General features: G+C 68.3%; 19 protein-coding genes and 3 pseudogenes. 14 read left to right on the forward strand and 8 right to left on the reverse strand.

Features of this window, described 5'->3' with window-relative positions:
- Window positions 1–14: 14 nt before the first annotated feature.
- Together G545_RS16115 and G545_RS0107775 are read right to left on the reverse strand one after the other, a co-directional pair.
- A pseudogene (locus G545_RS16115) lies at window positions 15–362 on the reverse strand (hypothetical protein); the annotation flags it as partial.
- Between the two features lie 333 nt (window positions 363–695).
- Window positions 696–2,675 (reverse strand): UvrD-helicase domain-containing protein, encoded by a 1,980-nt coding sequence (locus G545_RS0107775; RefSeq protein ID WP_027069889.1) that lies wholly within the window; start codon window positions 2,673–2,675, stop codon window positions 696–698.
- Between the two features lie 149 nt (window positions 2,676–2,824).
- Between G545_RS0107775 and G545_RS0107780 the strand changes: the two genes are divergently transcribed.
- Entirely contained in the window at window positions 2,825–3,445 is a 621-nt protein-coding gene (locus tag G545_RS0107780; RefSeq protein WP_027069890.1) for a thymidine kinase, read from the forward strand.
- Between the two features lie 4 nt (window positions 3,446–3,449).
- Here the strand turns inward: G545_RS0107780 and G545_RS0107785 are convergent, their stop codons facing one another.
- The 3 genes from G545_RS0107785 to mutM are packed head-to-tail and all read right to left on the reverse strand — an operon-like array spanning window position 3,450 to window position 6,935.
- Window positions 3,450–5,492 carry a serine/threonine-protein kinase gene (locus G545_RS0107785; RefSeq protein WP_027069891.1) on the reverse strand — a complete coding sequence of 681 codons (2,043 nt, stop codon included), beginning with the start codon at window positions 5,490–5,492 and terminating at the stop codon, window positions 3,450–3,452.
- Between the two features lie 2 nt (window positions 5,493–5,494).
- Entirely contained in the window at window positions 5,495–6,082 is a 588-nt protein-coding gene (locus G545_RS0107790; protein ID WP_027069892.1) for an ECF-type sigma factor, read from the reverse strand.
- Window positions 6,083–6,122: 40 nt separating this feature from the next.
- The gene (gene mutM, locus G545_RS0107795; RefSeq protein WP_027069893.1) at window positions 6,123–6,935 is read right to left on the reverse strand and encodes a bifunctional DNA-formamidopyrimidine glycosylase/DNA-(apurinic or apyrimidinic site) lyase; all 813 of its coding nucleotides are present in this window, start codon (window positions 6,933–6,935) and stop codon (window positions 6,123–6,125) included.
- A gap of 126 nt (window positions 6,936–7,061) precedes the next feature.
- On the opposite strand from mutM, the gene G545_RS0107800 reads away from it, so the two are divergent.
- Complete coding sequence (locus G545_RS0107800) at window positions 7,062–8,246, forward strand: DesA family fatty acid desaturase (protein ID WP_027069894.1); 1,185 nt, start codon at window positions 7,062–7,064, stop codon at window positions 8,244–8,246.
- 73 nt (window positions 8,247–8,319) lie between these two features.
- On the forward strand, window positions 8,320–8,637 hold the full coding sequence (locus G545_RS0107805; protein WP_407059636.1) for an EF-hand domain-containing protein: 318 nt from the start codon (window positions 8,320–8,322) through the stop codon (window positions 8,635–8,637).
- A gap of 27 nt (window positions 8,638–8,664) precedes the next feature.
- On the opposite strand, the gene G545_RS0107810 is transcribed toward G545_RS0107805, so the two are convergent.
- Window positions 8,665–9,243, reverse strand: coding sequence for a DUF421 domain-containing protein (locus G545_RS0107810; protein ID WP_027069896.1), 579 nt, complete (start codon window positions 9,241–9,243; stop codon window positions 8,665–8,667).
- A gap of 149 nt (window positions 9,244–9,392) precedes the next feature.
- Between G545_RS0107810 and G545_RS14055 the strand changes: the two genes are divergently transcribed.
- Complete coding sequence (locus tag G545_RS14055; RefSeq protein ID WP_052106624.1) at window positions 9,393–10,721, forward strand: TerC family protein; 1,329 nt, start codon at window positions 9,393–9,395, stop codon at window positions 10,719–10,721.
- Window positions 10,722–10,782: 61 nt separating this feature from the next.
- Window positions 10,783–11,055, forward strand: coding sequence for a hypothetical protein (locus tag G545_RS0107820; RefSeq protein ID WP_027069897.1), 273 nt, complete (start codon window positions 10,783–10,785; stop codon window positions 11,053–11,055).
- 13 nt (window positions 11,056–11,068) lie between these two features.
- On the opposite strand, the gene G545_RS0107825 is transcribed toward G545_RS0107820, so the two are convergent.
- Window positions 11,069–12,367, reverse strand: coding sequence for a winged helix-turn-helix domain-containing protein (locus G545_RS0107825; RefSeq protein WP_161625780.1), 1,299 nt, complete (start codon window positions 12,365–12,367; stop codon window positions 11,069–11,071).
- 217 nt (window positions 12,368–12,584) lie between these two features.
- Between G545_RS0107825 and G545_RS14060 the strand changes: the two are divergent.
- The 5 genes and pseudogenes from G545_RS14060 to cfa form a co-directional block, all read left to right on the forward strand.
- A pseudogene (locus G545_RS14060) lies at window positions 12,585–14,315 on the forward strand (S8 family peptidase); the annotation flags it as partial.
- A gap of 147 nt (window positions 14,316–14,462) precedes the next feature.
- A pseudogene (locus G545_RS15975) lies at window positions 14,463–14,690 on the forward strand (proprotein convertase P-domain-containing protein); the annotation flags it as partial.
- 271 nt (window positions 14,691–14,961) lie between these two features.
- A complete protein-coding gene (locus G545_RS14065; protein ID WP_052347290.1) occupies window positions 14,962–15,855 on the forward strand; it encodes a hypothetical protein in 894 nt (297 codons plus the stop codon).
- A gap of 8 nt (window positions 15,856–15,863) precedes the next feature.
- Window positions 15,864–18,473 (forward strand): glycerol-3-phosphate 1-O-acyltransferase PlsB, encoded by a 2,610-nt coding sequence (gene plsB, locus G545_RS0107840; protein ID WP_407059631.1) that lies wholly within the window; start codon window positions 15,864–15,866, stop codon window positions 18,471–18,473.
- A gap of 193 nt (window positions 18,474–18,666) precedes the next feature.
- The gene (gene cfa, locus G545_RS0107845; RefSeq protein ID WP_052106787.1) at window positions 18,667–19,797 is read left to right on the forward strand and encodes a cyclopropane fatty acyl phospholipid synthase; all 1,131 of its coding nucleotides are present in this window, start codon (window positions 18,667–18,669) and stop codon (window positions 19,795–19,797) included.
- Window positions 19,798–19,820: 23 nt separating this feature from the next.
- On the opposite strand, the gene G545_RS0107850 is transcribed toward cfa, so the two are convergent.
- Window positions 19,821–20,837, reverse strand: a complete 1,017-nt coding sequence (locus G545_RS0107850; protein ID WP_081677788.1) for an integron integrase — start codon at window positions 20,835–20,837, stop codon at window positions 19,821–19,823.
- Window positions 20,838–21,287: 450 nt separating this feature from the next.
- Here G545_RS0107850 and G545_RS0107855 point away from each other — a divergent pair, with 450 nt between their 5' ends.
- From G545_RS0107855 to G545_RS14070, 4 genes are all read left to right on the forward strand, one after another.
- Complete coding sequence (locus G545_RS0107855; RefSeq protein ID WP_027069902.1) at window positions 21,288–21,683, forward strand: hypothetical protein; 396 nt, start codon at window positions 21,288–21,290, stop codon at window positions 21,681–21,683.
- Between the two features lie 553 nt (window positions 21,684–22,236).
- Entirely contained in the window at window positions 22,237–22,959 is a 723-nt protein-coding gene (locus G545_RS15640) for a hypothetical protein (RefSeq protein WP_154656542.1), read from the forward strand.
- A 978-nt stretch (window positions 22,960–23,937) separates the two neighbouring features.
- Window positions 23,938–24,348 carry a GFA family protein gene (locus G545_RS0107865; RefSeq protein ID WP_027069903.1) on the forward strand — a complete coding sequence of 137 codons (411 nt, stop codon included), beginning with the start codon at window positions 23,938–23,940 and terminating at the stop codon, window positions 24,346–24,348.
- Window positions 24,349–24,407: 59 nt separating this feature from the next.
- A partial coding sequence (locus G545_RS14070; RefSeq protein ID WP_052347291.1) for a DUF2199 domain-containing protein occupies window positions 24,408–24,915 on the forward strand: 508 nt, incomplete at its 3' end.

The following is a 24,915-nucleotide window of genomic DNA, read 5'->3' on the forward strand; positions in this document are numbered from 1 at the left end:
GAGCCCGCGGCCAGGGCACTTGCGCCATCCCCGACCGCAACGCTTTCAATCCCCAAGGCCCAGGAGCCGTTGCCTACCGCCGTGGAGCGTGCGCCGGTGGCTTCCGAGCGGACCCCCACCGCAGTGGACAACGCGCCGGTAGCTCGGCTGTGGGGGCCTACCGCGGTTGCCATCGATCCCGATGCCTCCGCCCCTTCTCCGCAGGCGAGGCCACCGGAAGTTGTGGTTTCGCAATCGTCAGCTGCCACCGCAGGCACGCTGATCATGCTCAGTGCGGCGGCAAGGGCGAGGTAGAGCGGCGCGCGGTGCGGCACGTACTTCGTGGCGGCGACGCGGCGTGACTTCGACTTCGAGACGGACATGCGTGGTCTCCCCTGTAGCTTCCAAAAAGGGCGCGGCAGAGCCGCGGTTCCAGGACGTCGTGCAGGCGCGGTTCAGCCACGCCGCATGGGGGAAGCGATAGCACAGAAGGTGACCAGAAGTGCAACAGGCAGTGACGCTGCGCGCCAAAAAAGGACGCTGTCGGGCTTGTAAGCGCTTGAAAAGCAAAGGCAATTCCGAACAGAAGGTGATGCCAATCACACTCTGACGCACCGCGCCAATAAGCGCCTTTTGCGTTCCTTTTGCGCGCAGCCAGCCCGCGGACCCGAGTGGAAACGCGGGTTTACCGACGGTTCACCGCAGTCAACGGGATGTCAGGCGTCCAGCAGCGCCTTAATCGCTGCGAGCCCGGCGCTGGCCCGCTCCTTCTTTCGCTCCGCGTCGGCCGCCGGATCGGCGCCATCGCGCTGGATCTCGGCGGCGGGGAGTTCGTCGAAGAACCGGCTGGGCTTGAGCCGCAGCACCTCGCCCCACTTCTGCGCCCGCATCGAGTACGACAGCCACAGCCGCTCCTTGGCGCGGGTGATCCCGACGTACAGCAGCCGGCGCTCCTCGTCGATGCGGCCTTCCTCGATGCTGGCCTCGTGCGGCAGCGTGCCGTCCTCGACGCCGACGATGAAGACGTAGCGGAACTCCAGGCCCTTCGCGGCGTGCAGGCTCATCAGCCGGACCTGGTTGCCGGCCTCGCCCTTGTCCGCGTGCGAGAGCAGCGCGAGTTGGGCCGCAAGTTCGCCGGGGCCCGCTCCCTTGCCGCCGTCGAACCACTCGGCCAGCTCCTCCAGGTTCTGGCGGCGGCGCTGGAACGAGGCCTCGTCGCGGCACTGGGCGCGAATCGCCTGCAGCAACCCGGAGCGGTGGGCGAGCTCGCGCACCAGGTCCGACGGCGGCAAACGCTGCGCGTCGGCACGCAGGCCGCGTACGATGCCGGCGAAGGCATCGAGCGAGTTGGCGGCCCGCGGCGGCAGCTGCTTGAGCGCGCCGACGGACTCGATCGCCCGCGCCATCGGCATGTTGGCGTTGCGCGCCAGCTCGGCCAGCCGCGCGAGCGTCGTCGCGCCGACCTCCCGCTTGGGACTGATGACCGCGCGCAGGAAGGCCGCGTCGTCGTCCGGATTGGCCACCAGCCGCAGCCAGGCCAGCGCGTCCTTGACCTCGCCGCGGTCCAGGAACGCGGTGCCGCCGGTCAGGTGGTAGGGGATGCGCAGCAGCTGCAGCGCCTTCTCCAGCGCGCGCGACTGGAAATTGCCGCGGAACAGGATGCAGAAATCGCTCCACGGCGCCTGCCGCGCGTTGGCGATGAACTCGATCTCCGCGGCGAGCTTCTCGGCCTCGTGGGCGGCGTCGCGGCACTCCCAGACGCGGATGCGCTCGCCGTCGGCCTGGTCGGACCACAGGGTCTTGGGATGCTCGTGCGGGTTGTTGGCGATCAGGGCATTGGCCGCGCGCAACACGCGGTTGGAGCAGCGGTAGTTCTGCTCCAGCTTGACCACCCGCAGCGAGGGGTAATCGCGGCCGAGTTCGAGTAGGTTGTCCGGATTGGCACCGCGCCAGGCGTAGATCGACTGGTCGTCATCGCCCACGCAGGTGAACAGCCCGCGCGGGCCGGCGATCGCCTTCAGCAGGCGGTACTGCGCGTCGTTGGTGTCCTGGCACTCGTCTACGAGCAGGTAGCCGATGCGCTCGCGCCAGGCGAGCGCGCACTCGGGATCGGACTCCAGCAGCTGCACCGGCAGGCGGATCAGGTCGTCGAAATCGACCGCGTTGAAGCTGCCAAGCCGCGCCTGGTAGAGCGCGTAGACCGAAGCGGCATCGACTTCGCGTGCGCTGCGCGCCTCGGCCATCGCCTGCTCCGGCGAGAGCCCGGCGTTCTTGGCCCGGGAAATGAGGTTGCGGACGTCGTCGACCGCATCCGGCTTGGCGCCGGAGCCGACCAGGTCCTTGATCTGCGCGGCGGAGTCGTCGGCATCGAAGATCGAGAAGCCTCGGCGCAGCCCGAGCTTGGCGTGCTCGATCTGCAGGAACTTCAGTCCCAGCGCGTGGAAGGTGCAGACCGTCAGCCCCTCGGCCGCATCGCCCCGGATGCGCTTGGCCACGCGCTCGCGCATCTCCTTCGCCGACTTGTTGGTGAAGGTGATCGCCGCGATCCTCCGGGCCGGCATGCGCCCGGAGGAGATCAGGTGGGCGATCTTCTCCACGATCACGCGGGTCTTGCCGCTGCCGGCGCCGGCGAGGACGAGCAGGGGTCCGTCCACGTGCAGGACGGCTTCGCGTTGCTGGGGATTGAGACCGTGCATGGACCCGGAAGCGCTCGGCGTCCGCTGCAGCGAGCGGCGGCGGAGGAAGCCGGACATTCTATATCGGCGGGTAACCGGAGCGGCCATGCCGCGAGGCGCAGCCGTCCCGCGCATCCGCCCCAGTGGACGACGCGCCGTAAACTGGCGCGATGGCCAAGCTCTACTTCTACTACTCGGCGATGAATGCCGGGAAGACCACGACGCTGCTGCAGTCGGCCCACAACTACCGCGAACGCGGCATGCGGGTGGCGATCCTGGCGCCGCGGCTGGACGACCGCGCCGGCTCCGGCACGGTGGCGTCGCGGATCGGGCTGAGCGCGGAGGCAACAGGCTTCGGCCCGGGCGACGACCTGCAGGCGGCCGTGGCCGCCGACGTCGCGGCCCACGGCGCCCTGCACTGCGTGCTGGTCGACGAGGCGCAGTTCCTGTCCCGCGCCCAGGTCTGGCAGTTGTCCGAGGTCGTCGATGCCTTCCATGTCCCGGTGCTGTGCTACGGCCTGCGGACCGATTTCCGGGGCGAGCTCTTCGAGGGCAGCCAGTACCTGCTGGCCTGGGCCGACGAGATCAGCGAGATCAAGACCATCTGCCACAGCGGCAGCAAGGCGACCATGACCGTGCGCGTGGACGGGCAGGGGCGGGCGGTGCGCGACGGGCCCCAGGTCGAGATCGGCGGCAACGAGCGCTACGTTTCGGTCTCGCGCGCCGAGTACAAGCGCGTGGTCCGCGGCGAAGGCTCGATCGAGCCCCTGCAGCCGCCGTTGCCACTGTAGCCGCTCATTCCCGGGGCCCGCCGGTGACGAGCGTGCGGGCGTCCTCCCCTCCGCGCACCCGCGCCAGCTCGCGGTCGATGTACGCCTGCACCGGGTGGTCCGGCGCGCCCCCGTCGTGCAGCCGCTTGCGGGCGGCGCGCAGCTCCATCAGCGCGGTACCGGGGCGGCCGGCATCGGTGTGCAGGGCCGCCAGGTCCACCAGGCTCTCCACCTCGTCGGCAACCGTGCCACCGGGCTTGCGCCGCAACGCCAGCGCGCGCTCGTAGTTGACCCGCGCCTGTTGCAGCTCCCCCGCGAGGCGGTGGCAGTGCCCCATCTGGGCGTGGAAGCCGGCGACCTGCGCCGGCAACCGCGCCTGCTCGCGGCCGGCAAGCGCCTCGTGCACGCGCATGGTCGCCAGGCAACCCTCGCCGTCACCACGCATCGCCAGCAGGCGCCCCTGCAGCAGGCTTGACTGCAGCGCCAGGCCGGCCGGCACGTCCTCCATGCTGCGCAGCAGCCTCTGCTGCCGGGCCAGCACCGCGGCCGCTTCCGCCGGTTCCTCGCGCGCCAGGCGTACCCGCGCCACCACGGCCAGCACCTCGGCGCTTGGCAACGGCTGGTCGGCGAGCTGGCGCTCCGCGCGCTCGACGGTCCGGTCGAGCAGCTCGTCCAGCCCGACCCGGGCATCCCCACGGTCGCCCAGGCTCTCCAGCACGCCGACCATGAAGGCCTGCATCACCTGCGCACGCACGATCTCGCGGGAGGACTGGCCCGCCTGCCAGGCAACCAGCCCCAGCGCCACCAGCACCACCAGGGACACCAGCGAGCCGGTCGCCAGCGGCCAGCGGTGGCGCGTCACGAACTTCCCGAAGCGGTAGCCGAGCCGCGGCGGGCGCGCATGCACGGGGCGTCCCCCGACATGGCGATGCAGGTCCTGCGCCAGTGCCTCGACCGAGGCATACCGGTCCGCGGGATCCTTCGCCAGCGCCTTGGACACGATGTTGTCCAGGTCGCCGGAGAGCCGGCGCGCATAGCGACGGCGCGCGCCCTCGTCTTCCCCGAGCCACCTCCCTCCCGCCCCCGAGGACACCGCGACCGAGGGCCGGATCGGCTCGTGCAGCAGGATCGCCTCCTCCAGCGCCGCGTCGGTGTTGCGCGCGGGCCGGTACGGACGCACGCCGGTCAGCAGTTCGTGGAGCACCACGCCCAGCGAGTACACGTCGGTCATCGCGCTCACCGGCTCGCCGCGCAACTGCTCGGGGGCCGCGTAGTGGAGGGTGAAGGCACGGCTGCCGGTGCGGGTCCGGTCGGGCGCGGGATCCCGGTCGAGCAGCTTGGCGATGCCGAAATCCAGCAGGCGGACCTCGCCGGCCGGGGTCACCAGGATGTTGGATGGCTTCAGGTCGCGGTGGACGACCAGGTTGGCATGCGCGTGGCTGACCGCGTCGCAGACCTGGAAGAACATGGCCAGCCGCTCGTCCAGGCTGGTGCCGTGCTCGCGGCAGTAGTCGGTGATCGGGATCCCGTCCACCCGCTCCAGCGCCAGGTACGGCAGGCCGCTGTTGCTGATACCCGCGTCGAGCAGCCGCGCGATGTGGGGATGGGCGAGGCGGCCGAGGATCTCGCGTTCTCGGGTGAAGCGCAGGCGCAGGTCGCTGTCGGCCAGGCCCGGGCGCAGCAGCTTCAGCGCGACGCGCCGCTGGTAGAGGCCGTCGGCCCGCGCGGCCAGCCAGACCTGGCCCATCCCCCCCTCGCCCAGCAGGCGTTCCAGACGGTAGGGACCGACCTCGCTGCCCGCGACCACCAGCCCCGAGGGCGGCAGGACGGGCTCGGCCAGGAACTTCTCCGACTCGTCCTCCAGCGCGAGCAGGCGGCGCAGCTCGCCCGCCAGCGCCGGATCCTCGCGGCCGACCTCCCCCAGCCGGGCCGTGCGGGCGCCGGGCGAGAGTTCAAGCAGGACGTCGAGTTCGGCCGAGATCCGCGTCCACTGTTCCGGGTCGATCGCCCCCGCGCGCCCACTCCCGTCGGCCGACCCCGCTCCCCCGCCGGCACGGGTATCGGACACCTTCAGTCTTCTCCGGCGGCGGGATGCGGATTCTCCCGCAGTGCCGCCATCAGGAACATCCGCGCCTTCTGCCAGTCCCGCCGGATGCTGCGTTCGGAGCGCTCCATCAGGTTGGCGATTTCCTGCTCGGCCAGCCCGCCGAAGTAGCGCAGCTCGACCACCCGGGCGAGCTTGCCGTCGACGCGGGCCAGCTGGTCCAGGGCCACGTCCAGCGCGAGCATGTCGTCGTCCAGGCGCAGTCCGCCCTCCAGGTCCTCGGGCAGGTCGGTGACCCGGTGCAGGTCGCCGCCGCGCTTGCGCGCCATCCGCTGGCGCGCGTAGTCGACCACCACCGAGCGCATGGCGGAGGCGGCGTAGGCGAAGAAGTGGGCGCGATCGTCGAAGCGTGCACCGCTGCGCCCCGCCAGCTTCAGGTAGGCCTCGTGCACCAGGGCGGTCGCGTCCAGGGTCTGGCCGTACTGGCCGGCCAGTTGCCGCCGCGCCATCCCGTGGAGCTCGCGGTACAGCGTGGCGAGCACCCGGTCCAGCGCGCCCCGGTCGCCGCCCCGCGCTGCGTCCAGCAACCGCGTGATATCGGCGTCGTCAGCCATCTTCGTTCCATGGAGGCGGATCGACCCGGACTATACGCTCCTAGCGCTGGCAGCGTCCGCACCAGACGCTGGCGCGCTGGCCGATACGGGCCTCGCGCAGGCGGGCCCCGCAGCGCGGGCAGGGCGCGCCGCCACGCCCGTACACCGACAGCTCCTGGACGAAGTACCCGGCGCTGCCGTCGGGGCTGATGAAGTCGCGCAGCGTGGTCCCGCCGCGCTCGATCGCCGCGCCCAGCACCGCCCGGACCGCATCGGCCAGCCGCCGGTACCGCTCGCGCGAAACCGAGCCTGCGGGCCGCAGCGGCGAAATGCCCGAAGCGAACAGCGCCTCGGCCGCATAGATGTTGCCGACCCCGACCACCACCGCCTGGTCCATCAGGAAGGTCTTCACCGGGGCCCGCCGGCCCCGGCTGAGCCGGTACAGCCAGTCCCCATCGAAGTCCGGGCCCAATGGCTCCGGTCCCAGCGCCTGCAACAACGGGTGCACCTCGCCCGGCGGCTGCCAGAGCAGGCAGCCGAACCGGCGCGGATCGTTGAAACGCAGCACGTGGCCGCCGTCCAGCAGGAGGTCGACGTGGTCGTGGGGCCGCGGCGGCGTGCCTGCGGGCAGGACGCGCAGGCTGCCGGACATGCCCAGATGCAGCAGGGCGCTGCCGGCCGCGGTGTCCAGCAACAGGTACTTCGCGCGCCGCCGCACCCCTGCGATCCGCTCGCCTGGGAGGAGGGACTCCACCTCGCCTGCGATCGGCCAGCGCAGGTCCGGACGACGCAGCGTCACCGCCTCCACCTCGCGGCCGGACAGGTGCGGCTCGAGACCGGCGCGGGTGGTCTCGACTTCGGGCAATTCGGGCATGGCGCCCAGTCTACGGGCGCACCCGTGCAAGCAACTGAACGACTTCCCGGCCGTCACCGTCCCTGCGTCGCGGGGGTGGCATCATGCGGGCCTGACCCGATTTCTTCCCGAGAGCCACGCGTCCCGATGCCCGCTTCCCTGCTCGACTTCCTTTCCGGTGGCCTGCTCCAGGCCGGCTTCGGCTGGCTGGCGCTGTACTTCCTGGTCGCCACCCAGCTGACGATCTTCTCCGTGACCCTGTACCTGCACCGGTCGATGACGCACCGCGGGGTCGACTTCCACCCGGTGCTGAACCACTTCTTCCGGTTCTGGCTGTGGCTGACCACCTCGATGATCACCCGCGAGTGGGTGGCCATCCATCGCAAGCACCACGCCACCTGCGAGACCGAGGAAGACCCGCACAGCCCGCAGACCAAGGGGATCAAGACCGTGTTCTGGCGCGGCGTGGAGTTGTACCGCGAGGCGCGCGCCGACCGGGAGTCGATCGGGAAGTACGGGAAGGGCTGCCCGGACGACGCCATCGAGCGCCACCTGTACACCCCGCACGCGACCATGGGCCCGGTCCTGCTGCTGGTGCTGAGCTTCACCCTGTTCGGCTTTGCCGGCGTGGCGATGTGGGCGCTGCAGATGGCCTGGATCCCGTTCTGGGCGGCGGGCGTGGTCAACGGCCTTGGGCACTGGTGGGGCTACCGCAACTTCGAGACCACCGACAAGGCCACCAACCTGACCCCGTGGGCGTTCTGGATCGGCGGCGAGGAGCTGCACAACAACCACCATGCCTTCCCGAGCTCGGCGCGGTTCTCGATGCGCCGCTTCGAGTTCGACATCGGCTGGACCGCCATCCGCGCCCTGCAGACCGTGCGCCTGGCCAAGGTGCTGCGCGTGGCGCCGACGCTGGACGTGCGCCCGAACATCGCCATGCCGGACCGCGAAACCCTGCGGGCGCTGCTGGCGGTGCGTTTCCAGGCGATGACCGACTACTACCGGCGTGTCACCCTCCCGACCCTGCGCGAGTCCGAGGAGCGGCTGCCGCGCAAGCTGCGCCGCGGCCTGGCCGACGGCGGCCGCTGGCTGGACGCCGACAAGCGCGCGCGCCTGCAGGCCTGGCTGGACGAGCGCCCGCAGATGGCGACGCTCGCGGCCTACCGCCAGCGCCTGCAGCAGGTGCTGGACGAGCGCTCCCACGACGCACACGAGACCCTCGCCCGGCTGCACGCCTGGTGCGAGGAGGCCGAGCAGAGCGGGATCAAGGCCCTGCAGCAGTTCTCGGCGCGGCTGAAGGGCTACACCCTGGTCCAGGCCGCCCACTGAGGGCTCCGTGACCCACTTTCGCGCGCCGGTGACCCCGGCCCGGGCGACCGCGTCCAGCCTGGCCGCGGTCGGGCTGGCGCTTGCACTGTCCTTCCCGGGGCCAGCGAGCGCACAGGTCCGCGCCAGCGGCGACTACCTGGCGCGGATGGACACCGATGGCGACGGCCGGGTTTCGCTGGCCGAATACCAGGAGTGGATGGGATACGCCTTCGACCGCATGGATGCGGACGGCGACGGCGTGCTGAGCGCGGGCGAACTGCCCGGCGGCCGTGGGGCCCCTGTCAACAGGGCACGGCACCGGGCCACGCTGGAGGCGGGCTTCCGCCGTCAGGACCGCAACGGCGACGGCTACCTCGACGCCGCCGAACTGGCGTCCCCTCCCGCGGGTTGACCGGGACGGGCGGTTTGCGGCCCTCCGCTATTCCTGGGGCGGGTCGTGGTTCTCCCGGTCCACCACGTAGTCGAGCAGGTCATCGTCCCGTGGCGGACGGTCGTGCAGGAACACGCTGATGTCCCCGGTAACTTCCAGGATCGCGTAGCGGACCTGGGACAGCGAACAGGCCCCCTTGAGCCGCAGCTCGGCGTACAGCTCGCGCCGGGTCGTGCGTTCCTTGCGCAGCGCGTCGTGGTCGACCACCCCGTCGCGCACCAGCACGCGGGGCCGTGACTCCACGTAATCGCGCACCGGCCGCGCCCGCTCGGCCACGTTCTCCAGGATGATGGTTAGCACGGTGATCCCGATCAGGATCAGCGCCGCGTGGCCGATCGCCACCCCGGGGTACAGCAGCGCGTCGCCGGCCGCCGAGCCCAGCGCGATCATCAGCATCTGCTGCATCGGACTGAGGTTCTGCTGCCCGCGCTTGCCGAGCAGGCGCATCACCAGCATCAGGATCAGGAACACGATCACGCACTTGAGTGCGATCTCGAGGTAGTACGGCACCGGCGTTTCGCCGAGGAACACCCGCTGCCACTCGAACACCTGGAAGTCGGTTTTCATCGCCACTCGCTTAACAGGGACCCGCAGAGTTGGCGATGCCCGGGGAGTACGCCGGGTGAAGGCCATGCACCATTGCGGGGAAGCGCGCCCACGCCGCCTGAACGGCGGGCACGGGACACTCGCCGCTCCGCACCCCCTGGACCGCGCGCATGGAGCTGCTGGCCGATCCCACCGTATGGGTGGGCTTCCTCACCCTGGTCGTGCTCGAGCTGGTGCTCGGCATCGACAACCTGGTGTTCATTGCGATCCTGGTCGGCAAGCTGCCGCCGGAGCACCGCGACAAGGCCCGCGTCATCGGCCTGAGCCTGGCACTGGGGATGCGGCTGGCCCTGCTGGCGATCCTGTCCTGGATCATGGGCCTGACCCGGCCGCTGTTCACGATCTTCGACAAGGGGTTCTCGGGCCGCGACCTGATCCTGCTGGGCGGCGGGCTGTTCCTGCTCTACAAGGCCACCACCGAGCTGCACGAGCACCTGGAAGGCAGCAGCGGGGAGGCGAACGCGAACCCGGCCTACTCCAGCCTCGGCATGGCGATCGTGCAGATCATCGCGCTGGACCTGGTGTTCTCGCTCGATTCGGTGATCACCGCCGTGGGCATGGTCAACGACCTGCCGGTGATGATGGCGGCGGTCATCGTCGCTGTAATCCTGATGCTGGTCGCCAGCAAGCCGCTTACCACCTTCGTCAACAGCCATCCGACGGTGGTGGTGCTGGCGCTGGGGTTCCTGCTGGTGATCGGTTTCAGCCTGGTCGCCGACGGCCTGGGCTTCCACATCCCGAAGGGCTACCTGTACGCGGCGATCGGCTTCTCGATCCTGATCGAGGCGCTCAACCAGTGGGGGAAGCGCAACCAGGACCGCGCGGTGGCCCGGACGCCGGCGCGGCAGCGCACGACCGACGCGGTGATGCGCCTGCTGGGTGCCGGCAGCGCGGCCGAAGAGCCCGCGCCCGCCGTCACGCCGGGCGACCGCCTCGCCCTGCAGGCCGGAGGATCCGGGCTGTACCCCGCCGAGCAGGACATGATCCGCGGCGTGCTGCGCCTGGCCGAGCGCCCCGTCACCGAACTGATGACCCCGCGCGAGCGCATCGTCTGGATCGATGCCGCCAAGGGACGCGAGCACGCGCGCGAAGTCCTGGCCTCCACCCAGCACACGCGGATGCTGGTCGCCGAGGGTGAGCTCGACAACCTCAAGGGCGTGGTGCAGTCCCGCGACCTGCTCGCCGCCCTGCTGGAGGACGGGGGCGGCGTGCTCGACCGGGCCCTGCGCCAGCCGCTGCGGGTTCCCGACACCACCACCGCGCTGCAGGCGCTGGAGATGGTGCGCGAGCATCCCATCCCCCTGGCGGCGGTGTGCGATGCGGACAACCGGGTGGCGGGGCTGTTCACCGCGAACGACCTGCTGGCGGCGATCGCGGGCGACCTCGTGGACACCCGCACTGCCCAGCGCGCAGGGCGCGGTGCGGAAGCGGACAATTGACCCCGGCTTAATGGACCGGACCCTACACTCGGTGGCCCCGCTCGGGAAACGGAGCCGTGCCATGAAGGGACCGCGTCGTCATTCCACCAGCGCGCACGAGCGCGACGGGGCTGCCGAATCAGCCGCCTGCACCTTGGGAATCGAGGCCCGCGCGTACTTTGGCGCGCGCCCGTGGGCGGAGATCGAGCCCACCCTGGCCGAGTGCTGGAAGCGGAACTACACCCACCTGGGCAGTTGGACCCGGGCCGCCGAGTCGGCCTACAGCGCGTGGAGCTACGAGCGTCCGCGGATGGTGGTCGTCTCCAACCCTCCGTTCAAGGGCGTTGCCTCTTGAGCCTGGGCGCCATCTAGTCGGTCCCTGCGCCCGGCGTTCCGGGGCACGAACGCCATAGCCGTGGAGCCGCCGCTCCGGCGGGTACTTCCCGGGCGAGGAGCAGGGCGTCGCCGGCGCGGGAGAGTCGGCCCGGGTATTCCCGGGCAAGCTCCTCCATCGCCGCTTCGGCCTGGGTCGCCCGGGCGGGGTCGAGTGACATTTCGCCCACGGCCATGACCCTCTCGCTGTCCCGGCCGACGGGCCGCAGCAATCGTCGTGCCCGGGCGATGTGGTGACCCGCCAGCCGCGTTTGACCCTGCGTTGCCCGCACCTGCGCCAGCTGCAGCTCGGCGAGCCCGAAGCCGGGGGCTTTCCGCAGCACGGCTTCCAGCGACTGCGCGGCACTGGCCATGTCGTCGTGGGCGTAGGCTTCCCACGCATCGACATACTCGCGGGCAATACCTGCATCCACCTGCAAGCCCGGCCATGGCTCGGTGGCGCGCTCCGGCAGCAGCAGCCCGGTGATTTGGCGGGAAAGCGCGTCCACCATGCGCGGGACCGCGGCCTCTTCGCCCCGTAGCTCCAACTGGCGAGGGCCATCGCGGGTATCCAGGCGCGCGCGGACGTAGTGCGTGCCGCTGGCGCTGGTGCCCGAGGACAGCAGCACCACGTGCGGTTCGGCGACCGCGGCATCGGCCGCCAGCCAGGCGGCATCAACGAGCTCCACTTCCGGCAGCGTCGACATTTTCCATTCCAGCCAGGCCTGGAGGAGCAGTGCAGGCCAACGGCTGCCGGCCGCCTTTCCCTCTACCTGCAACATCGCGACCGCCACCGTGCCCTCCTCCAGTCGCCCCGGCCCTGGCTTCACGGCCACGGTCGCCACCGCCATCAGGAGGGCTGCGGCCGCCCCTGCGACCGCCAGGCCGAGGGCGCGCCGGTGGCGGCGGCCTCCAGCCCGGCGCGCAGGCGCGGGCCGGGAGGTGTCGACGGGCCGCGGTGGTGAAGGGGGCTCGAACAGGTATCCGCGCTTGGGCACGGTGCGGATCCAGTGACGCCTCTCCTCGCCCAGAGCGCGCCGCAGCAGCCACACCGCCTGGGAGAGGCTGGCGTCCTCCACCACCACCCCCGGCCAGACGCGCTCGAACAGCTCCGCGCGGGTGTGCAGCACGCATGGCTCCCGCAGCAGAACCAGCAACAGGTCGAAAACCCGCTGCTGCAACTCGACGGTACCCGCGTCGCGCTCGAGCTCGCGACATTCCAGGTCCACGATCACATCGGCGACCCGCAGCAACCGGGTGCCGGCCGGCCATCCCGGCCCTGCCTGCTCACTCACTGACTGGCCCCTGCGATGCGGCCGCACGGCGATTGCCGTCGCGCGGCGGGGTAGCAGCGGCCAGCCTACGTCATGCCACGCCCATGGAATTAGTGATCACCATCACGCTTTCATGGGCGAATGAGAAGAAATTGATCTCTCTTGAGAAGTTCTTGACACAAAACGTCAGCTGAACGCCAGATGCTCGGGGCTCGTCCCATTTCCCCTGGTACTGCACATGTCCCCATCCCAACGCCGTCCACTGCGCCGCCGGGCGCTCGCCGCCGCCACTGCCGCCGTCCTTTCGCTGGCGGCTTCCGGCGCCCTCGCCACCGACCTGGCGGTGATCAATACGTCCGGCCTGGAGCAGGCCGAGGGCAATGACCGCTTCATCGTGAAGTACCGCGAGGGCAGCGCCCAACGAGACAATCCCGCCGCCCTGGACCGCGCGCTGCAGGCCGCGTCCACAGCGACCCTGCATGGCAGGGCGCTCGGACTGCAGAAGGTGCGCCGCACCGCCACCGGCGCCGAGGTGCTCCGGACCGCGCGCAAGCTTGGCCGCGCGGACGCCGAAGCGCTGATGCAGCGCCTGGCCGCCGACCCGGCGGTGGAATACGTCGAGGTCGACCAGAAGATGTACCCGGCGCTGACGCCGAACGACACCTACTACAACAGCCACCAGTGGCACTACTTCGAATCCGCCGGCGGTATCCGCGCCAACCAGGCCTGGGACCAGGCCAATGGCTCCGGCGTGGTGGTGGCGGTGCTGGACACGGGCATCACCAATCACAGTGACCTCGACGCCAACATCCTCCCCGGCTACGACTTCATCAGTGATTCCGGCGTAGCCGGCGACGGCAACGGCCGCGACTCCGACCCATCCGACCCCGGCGACTACTACGGCGGAAACAGCTCCAGCTGGCACGGCACCCACGTCACCGGAACGATCGCGGCGGTCACGAACAACAACAAGGGCGTCGCCGGTGTCGCCTTTGGCGCGAAGGTGGTCCCGGTCCGCGTGCTCGGCCGGGGCGGCGGCTACCTGTCCGACATCGCCGACGGCATCGTCTGGGCGTCGGGTGGCAGCGTGAGCGGCGTGCCGTCCAACGCCAACCCGGCCGAAGTCATCAACATGAGCCTGGGCGGCAGCGGCAGCTGTTCTTCCACGTACCAGAGCGCCATCAACTCGGCCGTCAACCGCGGCACTACCGTAGTCGTGGCCGCCGGCAACTCCAACGCCAACGTCAGCGGCTTCAACCCGGGCAACTGCTCGAACGTTGTCTCGGTGGCCTCGACCACCCGGCAGGGCGCGCGTTCGAGCTTCTCCAACTACGGCAGCCTGATCGACGTGTCGGCGCCCGGCAGCGACATCGCATCGACGGTCAACACCGGCAGCACCACCCCCTCCACCGAGGGTTACAGCCTCATGTCGGGCACCTCCATGGCGGCCCCGCACGTGGCGGGCGTGGTGGCGCTGATGCAGGCCGCGGCTGGGGGCACCCTCAGCCCGGCGCAGGTTGAGCAGATCCTCAAGGACACCGCCCGCGCGCTGCCCGGCAGCTGCTCCGGCGGGTGCGGGGCCGGCATCGTCGATGCCAACGCCGCAGTGGCCGCTGCCGGCGGCGGCGGTGGCGGGGATCCGGGCGACCCGGGCAACCCGGGGGACAACACCCTCACGAAGGGCGTGCCGGTGACCGGCCTGTCGGCCACCAGCGGCAGCGACGTGGTGTACACGCTGCAGGTGCCATCCGGCGCCAGCAACCTGTCGTTCCAGATCTCCGGCGGCACCGGTGACGCGGACCTGTACGTCCGACGCGGCAGCGAGCCCACCGACGGCGCCTATGACTGCCGCCCGTATCGCTCCGGCAACAGCGAGAGCTGCAGCTTCGCCAATCCCGGTGCGGGTACCTGGTACGTGCGGGTGAAGGCGTACCAGGGCTTCAGCGGGGTCAGCCTGGTCGGCGACTACTCGACGGAGGGCAGCGGCGGCGGCGACACCCCGCGCAGCTACGGCAACACCACCGACTACGCGATCCCGAGCCCCGGCAGCGTGGAAAGCCCGATCACCGTGAGCGGGCGCAGCGGCAACGCCCCCAACCCGACGCGGGTCGACGTGGACATCCGCCACACCTACCGCGGCGACCTGCAGGTGGACCTGGTGGCGCCGGACGGCTCCACCTACCGCATCAAGAGCGCTGACGGCCGCGACAGCGCCGACAACGTGATCGGCTACGCCAACCTCAACCTCTCCAGCGAGCAGAAGAACGGGACCTGGCGGCTGCGGGTGCGCGACCACTACAGCGGCGACACGGGCTACATCAACAGTTGGAGCATCACTTTCTGACGCGCGGCCCGATAGGCGGCCGCCCGCCGCGGCCGCCTATCGGCGTTGCACCCCCGAGGGGGTGCCGCTAAGCTGCGCGCGTCCGGCCGTTTGGCCGGCGCCATGTCGTTCCGGCCCCGGCCGGTTCTTGAAGGAGGCCTCCCGGCCTCCTTTTTTCTTGCGCGGCCCCCGGATCCGGTGCCGCGGCACACGCGAACCGGGACCGCGTGCGCTTGTAGGTGGCCGGATGCGCCGCCAAGATGCCGGGCGTCACGGGGGGAGGCCGCACCGCATGTCCTTGGTTCCAGTACGCCGCGCAGCACCCTGGCTGTTCGCCGCCGCGGCAACGGTGCTGCTGGCGTCGTGCGGGCGCGGTGGCGGTGCGCCGACCGCGGAGCCCGTGCCCGGGACGCCGGTCGAGGCGGTCGCCCGGTTGATCGGCGACCTGCGCGCCAACGACCCGGCCGCCTATGCCCGGCACGCGGTCCCGCCCGCCCTGCACCGGCAGGCCGCGGAAGCGTGGGCCCGGGGCGAGAGCAACTGGCCACTCAACGCGCTGCCGCTGGACGAGCACCTGCCCACGCTGATCAGCACCCTGGCCGCCCCACAGGCCGAGAAGACCCTGCTGGCCAGCTACAACCAGCAGTTCGCCGGCGCCCATCGCGAACTGCGCTCCGCGGCGGCCGCACTGGGGCTGTTCGCGACGCAGTACGTGGCCTCGGCCGAGGAGTACAGCGTCGAGCAGCGCAGCCACTACACCCAGCTGGTGTCCGCCCTGGCCGAATGGGGCCGCAGCGCGCCCCTTGGCGACCCGACACTGGCCCGGCAGGCGATCCCGCAGCTGGTCGGCGCCGCGCGCACCACCGGCCTCGCCGCCCCGGGCGCCCTGCAGCGCACGGGCATGGAACACAGCCTGGAGCGGCTCGGTCCCTTCCTGGCGCGCTTCAAGCAGGTCCTGCTGCCCTATGGGCTGGACCTCGATGCCACGCTGGACAGCATGCGGGTGGAGCTGGTCGAACAGACCGGCGATCGCGCCCGCGTGCGCGTCGAGTACGAGCTCGCCGGCCGCACCGTCAGCGGCGTGATGGTGATGGAGCGGCGCGAGGGCCAGTGGTACCCGACGCGGGCGCTGGAGCGGCTGGAGGCCCGGCCCGGTACGGCGGCGGCACCGGCGCACCCGGCATAATGCGGCGGATGCCCGACCAGACCGACCTGCCCTTCCCGTCCGCCGAGCGCGATCCCGCGCAGGGCGGCACGCCCGTGCCTCCCCCGCCGCCGCGCCGCCCCGCCCGCCGGCGCCCGTGGTGGGCGCGGTTGCTCGGGCGCGTGCTCTCGCCGTGGATCGAGCTCAGCATCGAGCCGCGCGACCTGGCCGAACACCTGCCCGGGGTGGAGGGCGAGGTCTGCTACGTGCTGGAGGACTACGGTCTTTCCAACATCCTGATTCTCGACCGTGCCTGCCAGGACGCCGGACTGCCCGCGCCCCTGCAGGCCTTACCGGGCGAACTGCTGGGCCGGCGCAGCTACCTCGCCCTGTCGCGGCGCAACGTCAGCACCCTCGGGCCGCTGCAGCAGTCGCTGGGCCGTCCGCCGGCCTCCAAGACCCACTCGGCCTCGCTGGCGACCCTGCTGGAGGCGCACCGCGCGGATCCCTCGCTGGACGTGCAGCTGGTGCCGGTCTCGATCTTCGTCGGCCGCGCGCCGGACAAGAACAGCGGCTGGTTCAGCGTGCTGTTCTCGGAGAACTGGGCCCTGGTCGGCCGCTTCCGGCGGCTGCTTGCGATCGCCCTCAACGGCCGCGACACCACGGTCCGCTTCGCCCAGCCGATCAGCCTGCGCCACATCCTGGCCGAGGACCTGCCGCCGGAGCGCACCGTCCGCAAGATCTCGCGCGTGCTGCGGACCCACTTCCGCCGCATCCGCGCGGCGGTGATCGGCCCGGACCTGTCGACCCGGCGCCTGCTGGTGGACCGCGTCCTTGCCGCCCCGGCGGTGAAGGACGCCATCGCCGACCAGGCGCGGCGCGACAACTCCAGCCTGGAGGACGCCTGGAAGAAGGCCTACGGCTACGCCTACGAGATCGCCGCCGACTACTCCCACCCGGTGGTGCGCTCGGCCAGCTTCCTGCTGACCTTCGTCTGGAACCGCATCTACCGTGGCGTGCTGGTACACCACCTGGACCGGCTCAAGCAGGCCGCGCCCGGGCACGAGGTGGTGTACGTGCCCAGCCACCGCAGCCACATGGACTACCTGCTGCTGAGCTACCTGCTGTACACCCGCGGCATCGTCCCGCCGCACATCGTGGCCGGCATCAACCTCAACCTGCCGGTGATCGGCACCCTGCTGCGCAAGGGCGGGGCGTTCTTCATCCGCCGCAGCATCCGCGGCAGCGCGCTGTACTCGGCGGTGCTGGGCGAGTACGTGGCGCAGCTGGTGGCCGGCGGCTACTCGATCGAATACTTCGTCGAGGGCGGCCGCTCGCGCACCGGCCGGCTGCTGCCGCCCAAGGGCGGCATGATCGCGATGACCGTGCGCGCCTACCTGCGCCAGCCGACCCGCCCGGTGCTGTTCCAGCCGGTCTACATCGGCTACGAGAAGCTGATGGAGGGCGACAGCTACCTGGACGAGCTGTCCGGCAAGCCCAAGGAGAAGGAATCGATCTGGCAGCTGCTGAGCTCGATCCCGAAGGTGCTGCGCTCCAACTACGGGCAGGTGGTGGTGAACTTCGGCGAGCCCATCCACCTGGGCGAGGCGCTGGCCGAACGCGCGCCGGAGTGGGACGGCCGCCCGCTGCCCGACGACGAGCGCCCCGCGTGGCTGTCGGGCATGGTCGACGAACTGGCCCAGCGCATCCAGGTCAACATCAACCGCGCCGCCGACGTGAACCCGGTGAACCTGCTGGCGCTGGCACTGCTGTCCACGCCCAAGCACGCCATGAGCGTGGCCGACCTGACCGCGCAGATCGCGCTGTCCAAGACCCTGCTGGCCGAGCTGCCGTACTCAAACCGGGTGACGGTGACACCGCATACGCCGGAGCAGATCATCGCCCACGGCGAGGAGATCGGGATGCTCACCCGCACCGAACACCCGCTGGGCGACGTGCTGCACGTCGACGGCGACACCGCGGTGCTGCTGAGCTACTACCGCAACAACGTCCTGCACCTGTTCACCGCGACCGGCTGGCTGGCCTGCTGCTTCCAGCACAACCGCCGCATGTCGGTGGACACCGTGCGCCGCCTCGGCTCCACGGTGTATCCGTTCCTGCAGAAGGAGCTGTTCATCCGCTGGAGCGAGGAGGAGTTCGTCGAGCGGCTGGACGCGACCATCGACATCTTCGTGCGCGAGGGCCTGCTCGACCGCAGCGCCGAGGACCCGGGCGTGCTGATCCGCGCCGCCGGGCAATCCGACGAGGTGTTCCGCCTGCGCGCGCTCGGCCACTCGCTGCAGCAGGCCTTCGAGCGCTACTACATCACCGTCTCGGTGCTGGTGAAGAACGGCAGCGGCACCCTGTCCAGCGGACAGCTGGAGAGCCTGTGCCAGCTGGCCGCCCAGCGCCTGAGCCTGCTGTACGCCCCCGCGGCGCCGGAGTTCTTCGACAAGACCCTGTTCCGCGGCTTCATCCAGAAACTGCGCGAGCTGGGGCTGGTGAAGCTGGACGAGAACGGCAAGCTGGCCTTCGACCGCGAGCTGGAGGGCTGGGCACGCGATGCCAAGTTCATCCTCGGCCGCGAGCTGCGCCACAGCATCGAGAAGGTCAGCCCGGAGGCCGCCCGGCCCGACGACGAGGTGATGCCGGAGGACTGACCTCCCCTGCAGCCGCCTGCCACCAGCGCTAGGATGGGCCGGCGGCCGGGTGCAGTCGCGGGCCCGCCGCGGAACGCGACATGCCGCGACCGCAGCTGGAGGAACGCGCATGGCACCGCCGCAGTCCACCACGGCCCCACCCCCGCTGGACGACGCCCCCGGTACGCCGGGTGGCGCCACCCCGCCCCCCGGGTTGACCACCGCGCCGCAGCGCCTGGCCGCCGAGTTGCTCGAGCGCGCCGACATCCGCATCAACGGCGACCGCCCCTGGGACCTGCGCCTGCACGACCCGCAGGCGCTCGACCGCGCCATCGCCGACGGCAACCTCGGGCTGGGCGAGTCCTACATGGCCGGCGCCTGGGACTGCGACCGGCTGGACATGTTCTTCGACCGCCTGCTGCGCGCCCACATCGACCGCGAGGTGCAGCCCGCCCGCCTGGCCTGGCTGTCCCTGCAGGCCCGGCTGGTCAACCGCCAGAACCGCAGCCGCGCCTGGGAGGTCGGACGCGCCCACTACGACCTGGGCAACGACTTCTACCAGGCCATGCTCGATCCCTGGATGGCGTACTCGTGCGGCTACTGGAAGGACGCCGACGACCTCGCCAGCGCCCAGGAAGCCAAGCTCGACCTGATCTGCCGCAAGCTCGGCCTCAAGCCCGGCATGCGCGTGCTGGACATCGGCTGCGGCTGGGGCAGCTTCATGGGCTACGCCGCGACCCACTACGGCATCGAAGCGGTGGGCGTGACGATCTCGAAGGAGCAGGCCGCCCTCGCCGCCGAGCGCTACAAGGACCTGCCCCTGGAGTTCCGCCTGCAGGACTACCGCGAGCTGGAACCGTCCAACATCGGCGGCAAGGCCGACCGCATCGTCAGCATCGGCATGTTCGAGCACGTCGGCGGACGCAACCACCGCGACTACATGCAGGTGGCCCGCCGCTGCCTCGCCGATGACGGCCTGTTCCTGCTCCACACCATCGGCAAGCTGCGGCGCAGCCCCGTGACCGACCGCTTCACCGACAAGCACATCTTCCCGAATGGCGAACTGCCCACGGTCGGCCAGGTGGGCGATGCGACCGCCGGCCTGTTCGTCGTCGAAGACCTGCACAACTTCGGCGCCGACTACGACCCCACGCTGATGGCCTGGAACAGCAACTTCGAGGCCGCCTGGCCACGGTTTGCAGAGCGGCTGGGCGAGACCTTCCGGCGGAAGTGGCGGTATTACCTGCTGTCGTGCGCGGGGGCGTTCCGGGCGCGGAATATCCAGCTTTGGCAGTGGGTGCTTTCGCCGGAGGGCGTGCCGGGTGGGTATCGACGGGTGAGCTGATCGCCGGCGTGCCGTCAATCGGCTCACTCCCGGTCCAATGGGCTGAGCACCGCGCCGGCACCGCGGCCGAGTACGTGGGTATAGATCTGGGTGGTCGCCACGTCCTTGTGGCCGAGCAGCTCCTGCACCGTGCGGATGTCGTGGCCGGCTTCGAGAAGGTGCGTGGCGAAGGAGTGGCGCAGCGTGTGGCAGGTCGCCGGCTTGATGATGCCGGCCCGGTCGCGGGCGAGCTTGACTGCGCGCTGCAGGGCCGACTCGTCGACGTGATGCCTTCCCCTGCGGCCAGTGCGCGGGTCCGTCGACTGGCGCGTCGCAGGGAAGAGGTATTGCCAGCCCAGCTCTCGCCCCGCATGCGGGTATTTGCGGGCCAGGGCATGCGGCAGATCCACCTCACCAAGGCCACCGGCCAGATCTCCCTCGTGGATCACCTTCACCCTGCAAACCTGGAGCCTTAACCGTTCCTCGAGCTTACGGGGCAGCGGCACGCGGCGGTCCTTCCCACCTTTGCCGTTGCGGACGCAGATCTCGTTCCTGCCGAAGTCCACGTCTTTCACCCTCAGTCGCACGCATTCCATGAGACGCATGCCGGTGCCGTAGAGCAGGGAGGCCATCAGGCCGTAGCGGCCTTCCATTAGTGCCAGCAAACGCGTGACCTCCTCGCGCGTCAGCACCACTGGGATCCGCTGCGGACGCTTCGCGCGAACGACCTCATCCATCCACGGCAACTCGATGCCGAGCACCTGGCGGTACAGGAACAACAGCGCCGACAGGGCCTGGTTCTGGGTACTGGCGGCGACGTTGCCCTTCACCGCGAGCATGGAAAGGAAGGCCTCGACCTCCTTCGCCCCCATGTCCCGCGGGTGGCGCTTCCCATTGGCCAGGATGAAGCGGCGGATCCACTGCAGGTAGGCGCGCTCGGTGCGAATGCTGTAGTGCCGCACCCGGAGGGCTGCACGGACCTGATCCAGCAGGCGCGGAGCGCGCTCGCCGGATGCAGCGGGAGGACTGGATATCACCCCACTTCTTCGGTGATAAGACATAGCACCCAAAATTCGCCACAATTGCCGGCAGGGTGGCAGCCAGCTCCGGGGGGCCGGGAGCGGGCAAGTGGCTGATCTGGGGTAGGTTTTTTCTGCTTTGTGGGTGGCCGCGTGGCTTTGCGCCCCAGCGCTATCATCAATTTTTTGCAGCTACTTAGTGTTAGGCATCACATGGACAAAACTTCGCAAGAGCAATACGAAGAGACCATCAGCTGCCATGGTTCCAAGGACGAAGGCCTCGTATTTATCAAGGTTGTCGCTATGCCTCACGGAGACCACGTAGAGTTCAACACGGCAGAAGCCCGTGACTTCGCCAATCAGATCTTGGCCGCTGTACAGATGGCAGAGTCTGGCTGGTTAGGTGGGCCAAGTAAATCGGGCAGCGATGCCTAACAATTCATTCAAGCCGATGCCGCTTCGCGGCACGGCTTAATTCAGGCGTTAGGCCGCATGGACACACGCTCGCAGTTCTTGGCTGAGTTCCTGGGCGCCTTAGGGGCCAAAGAAATCCGGCACCTCAAAATCTCGCCTGATTCGATAACTGGCACGGTGGTCTATGATCCCACCGATCCCGAGGAGCAGCAGGACTTCCGGTGGCACTTAGGCGAGTCTTCCGCGCCGTCACCGGCTGTAGTTCGTCTGGTAGCGCTCATTCGCCGCGAGGGGTTGCTGCATAGCGACAAGCTTCAGGCTTCTCGCCAAGAACTATTTGCCCGCTTTAACGTCAGCCAGGGCTCGATCTGCTCCACCACGCAATTTTCAGCAATCCTCGAGGAACTTCTGCAAGTTTGGGTCCCGATGGTTGATGATGGAGTTGAGAGTGACTACTACTTTATCCACGAGTAGCGCCCTAACAGTGCGTTCAAGCCGACGCCGCTTCGTTCCACCAACCACATGGCAGGTAAAGCTTGCCACGTGGTTGGCTCCACTGCGCGTCTCGGCTTAACTTAGGTGTTAGGCGGCTGTGGGGCAGGCACGCGGCCGCTTATGCAAGTTGCTCGGGCTTGGCCGGCTGCCTCAACTCCCTCGAAAGATCTCTGTGGGCGCGGTGCCGGTAAGAGCATGGCCATCTGCTCTTTCGGTAGCTTCGACAATGCACCGCCACTCACTCTCGCCGCTCGCAATGGCAGTCGCTCGCGGTCTGGCTCACACGGGCCGCTGATCGCTCGGCTGCTTGGGTTCGCGGCTGCTGGTACAGTCGGGTTCGGGGACGGTGGTGCGGGGCTGCAAAGTTGGTCATCAACTGCACTGGCCATGCGCCGCCTAACAAGTCATTCAAGCCGAACCCGCTTCGCAACTTCGTTCATCCGTTCCGCTGCTGTCAGTTCGTCAGCTCACGCAGTTCGCGGCTGCGGGTCGGCTTAATTCCGGTGTTAGGCTTCAGTGTGGAGCATGCTGAATGCCCGAAGAGAGAAAAATGCCTTATCACTGGCCTGAGCGTGGATTGTTTCCTGTCGTAGTTGCGGGAACGAGACGCTACGAAAGGCAAATTCGGCGCATAGCAAAGAACGCCTACTACGAACCAGCTCTTACTTTCTGCAGCGTCAAGCTAACAGCCGAGGATCACAACACCGACGATCCAAACGCGGTGCTTGTATGGATCGACACTATTGCCTTAGGACATCTTCCACGTGAGCTCGCGGCCGACTTCAGATCCCGCCTGAAAAATTGTCAGCTTGAGGGCGAAGAAACTACTTGCGCTGCGGTCATCACGGCAGGACATGAAACCACTGAGCAACAGTACAACTACCGTATAGAGCTTGATCTCCATCTTTCCGACATACCCAATAGGACTGCTCCCAAGTATCCACGACCATTCCTACGAAATGGATACCCTGAACCTAGCAGCATCGGCGGAGGACGCTATGTCATTAGGGTTTTTCTTCCGGCAGGGCTTCTCGATGACATGGATAAGAACGGAACGATCAACTCTTGGTCAAGAGAAGGTTCCGACAAGGTGAGCTACTACGCACAAAATCGAGTCGGCCTAGGATCGGGTTACTGGCTGTTCGCCATTCCGAGAAGGGACCATGAGGAGTTGTTCGGAGAGAAGCAGGTTTCTGCATCCTTCCGATCAATTTCTGGCCGCCAAGCAGTGATCGAGTTGGCAAGTGAAGCCTAACGATGTGCTCAAGCCGACACCGCATCGGGGCGCAAACCACATGGCAGGTACAGCTTGCCATGTGCTTCACGCCCCGCTGCGGCGCGGCTTAGCTTAGGTGTTAGGCGGCATGACTAATAATTCTCGAAAGATAAGGTGCGGCACTCATGGCGACGTCGGCATCGCTTTCGTCTGCTGCCATGTGGTATCGGAGCGCGAACTCCAACTCGGCTTCTACGAGGTCACGCCTGACGAGGAGTCACCGGAGCCACAGGGCTGGTGTGCGTCCTGCGAGGAGCGACTAATACGGGCCGGACACTGGACCGACGAGCACGCCGAGCTCTTGGTGGTTGTTTGCGAGTTCTGTTTTGAATCGATAAAACGGCATCACCAGGAGCCGCCTAACAGTTCGTTCAAGCCGAGACCGCTTCGCGGTTCGGCTTAACTCAAGGTGTTAGGTGCGCGCCGCACTCCCGCGCATCTTCTGGTCCGAGGAGTGCTACAACTTGGGGAAAAGATCATGCGCCAGTACTTCACTCTTGCTTGTGGCGTTCTACTACTCGGCGGCTGCTCCACCACAACAAAAGTCATGGAGGTAGGCCCGGACACGTATTCTGTTAGCTCCCTCGCAGCCCCCATTAGGGGTGGCACCGGAGCTGCTCGCTCAAATGCGCTAGAACAGGCAAACGCGCATTGTAGGTCGCTTGGTAAGTACATTGAGGTCGCCGATACCTCGCAAGAAACGCTCAACAGCTACGGTGCTGGCTCTGCAGACGTGGTATTCCGATGCGTGGATCGCTAACCATCGCACACCTAACATTGCGTTGAAGCCGAAATTGCATCGCTACGCCGTCAACATGGCAGAAAGAGCTTGCCATGTCGCCGGCTACGCGCTGCAACTCGGCTTAACTTGAGTGTTAGGCACCTTGGGTGGCCGCTGGCATTGACGGGTGCCACAATGCCTAGTCATAAGTAACCGCAAGTTCAAGGAGGACGCCTGTGGAAGGTTCGTGCCTGTGCAGCTCAATCACCGTTTCGGCTCCAACTGAGACCGAGATTGGCGTATGTCATTGCTCCATGTGCCGGCGATGGAGCGGCGGCCCGATGTTGGCCGTTCACTGCGGGTCGGGCGTTGCCTTCTCGGGACAGCAACCCCCAGCCACTTACCGGTCTTCCGAGTGGGCTGAACGCGGCTTCTGCCCAACCTGCGGCACGCACCTCTTCTATCACCTGTTGCTGTCGGACGAGTACATCCTTCCGGTTGGCCTGTTCCAAGAGCAGAACTTCGAAGTCGCAAATCAGATCTTCATTGACGAGAAGCCGGAATACTACGAGCTTGCGAATGACACGCCCAAGCTGACAGGCGAGCAGGTATTTGCGCAGTTCGCGCAAGCCCAGGGCGATGCCTAACAATTCGTCCAAGCCGACGCCGCTTCTCGGCGCGGCTTAACTCTGGCGTTAGGCATCACATGACAGATTCGCGCTACGTTTGTTCCAGTTGTGGCAAGACGCACGAGGGGCTGCCCACAGACTGGGGCTTCAAGCTGCCAGATGAGGTCTTCGACCTCTCCTACTTGGAAAAGTATCGGCGCACGCGCTCCAACACCGACCTCTGCGCCCTTGACGAGCAACGCTTCTTTATTCGCGGCATTCTCATGATCCCATTCACTCACCAAGAAGGTGAGTTTGGTTGGGGCGTTTGGGCCGAGGTTTCAAAACCTGACCATGACTTCTACGTGGACAACTACAACAACGAACTCGCCCAGGGCACCAAAGTTCAAGGAAAGCTCGCCAACACTATCCCTGGCTTCCCTGAGATCACTGGGCTGCCCCTCGACATTGAGATTCAGAGCGCAAAGAGCCGGCCTATCTTTACGTTTCCGCGGTCTGCGGATCATGAGCTCGCAATTGATCAACGCGATGGCATCGATCACACCCGGCACCATCGATTCCTTGAGTTGTGCGGCCACTTCGACG

Origin of the sequence: Lysobacter defluvii IMMIB APB-9 = DSM 18482 (assembly GCF_000423325.1) — a bacterium.
Taxonomy (GTDB): domain Bacteria; phylum Pseudomonadota; class Gammaproteobacteria; order Xanthomonadales; family Xanthomonadaceae; genus Novilysobacter; species Novilysobacter defluvii.

Coding starts and splice junctions, on each gene's coding strand:
- G545_RS0107790 (WP_027069892.1), bottom strand. CDS start 6,082: ATGGCTGACGACGCCGATATCACGCGGTTGCTGGACGCAGCGCGGGGC.
- mutM (WP_027069893.1), bottom strand. CDS start 6,935: ATGCCCGAATTGCCCGAAGTCGAGACCACCCGCGCCGGTCTCGAGCCG.
- plsB (WP_407059631.1), top strand. CDS start 15,864: ATGCCCGACCAGACCGACCTGCCCTTCCCGTCCGCCGAGCGCGATCCC.
- G545_RS0107775 (WP_027069889.1), bottom strand. CDS start 2,675: ATGCACGGTCTCAATCCCCAGCAACGCGAAGCCGTCCTGCACGTGGAC.
- G545_RS14065 (WP_052347290.1), top strand. CDS start 14,962: ATGTCCTTGGTTCCAGTACGCCGCGCAGCACCCTGGCTGTTCGCCGCC.
- G545_RS0107780 (WP_027069890.1), top strand. CDS start 2,825: ATGGCCAAGCTCTACTTCTACTACTCGGCGATGAATGCCGGGAAGACC.
- G545_RS14055 (WP_052106624.1), top strand. CDS start 9,393: ATGGAGCTGCTGGCCGATCCCACCGTATGGGTGGGCTTCCTCACCCTG.
- G545_RS0107800 (WP_027069894.1), top strand. CDS start 7,062: ATGCCCGCTTCCCTGCTCGACTTCCTTTCCGGTGGCCTGCTCCAGGCC.
- G545_RS0107820 (WP_027069897.1), top strand. CDS start 10,783: ATGAAGGGACCGCGTCGTCATTCCACCAGCGCGCACGAGCGCGACGGG.
- G545_RS0107850 (WP_081677788.1), bottom strand. CDS start 20,837: ATGTCTTATCACCGAAGAAGTGGGGTGATATCCAGTCCTCCCGCTGCA.
- G545_RS15640 (WP_154656542.1), top strand. CDS start 22,237: ATGCCCGAAGAGAGAAAAATGCCTTATCACTGGCCTGAGCGTGGATTG.
- G545_RS0107810 (WP_027069896.1), bottom strand. CDS start 9,243: ATGAAAACCGACTTCCAGGTGTTCGAGTGGCAGCGGGTGTTCCTCGGC.
- G545_RS0107855 (WP_027069902.1), top strand. CDS start 21,288: ATGGACACACGCTCGCAGTTCTTGGCTGAGTTCCTGGGCGCCTTAGGG.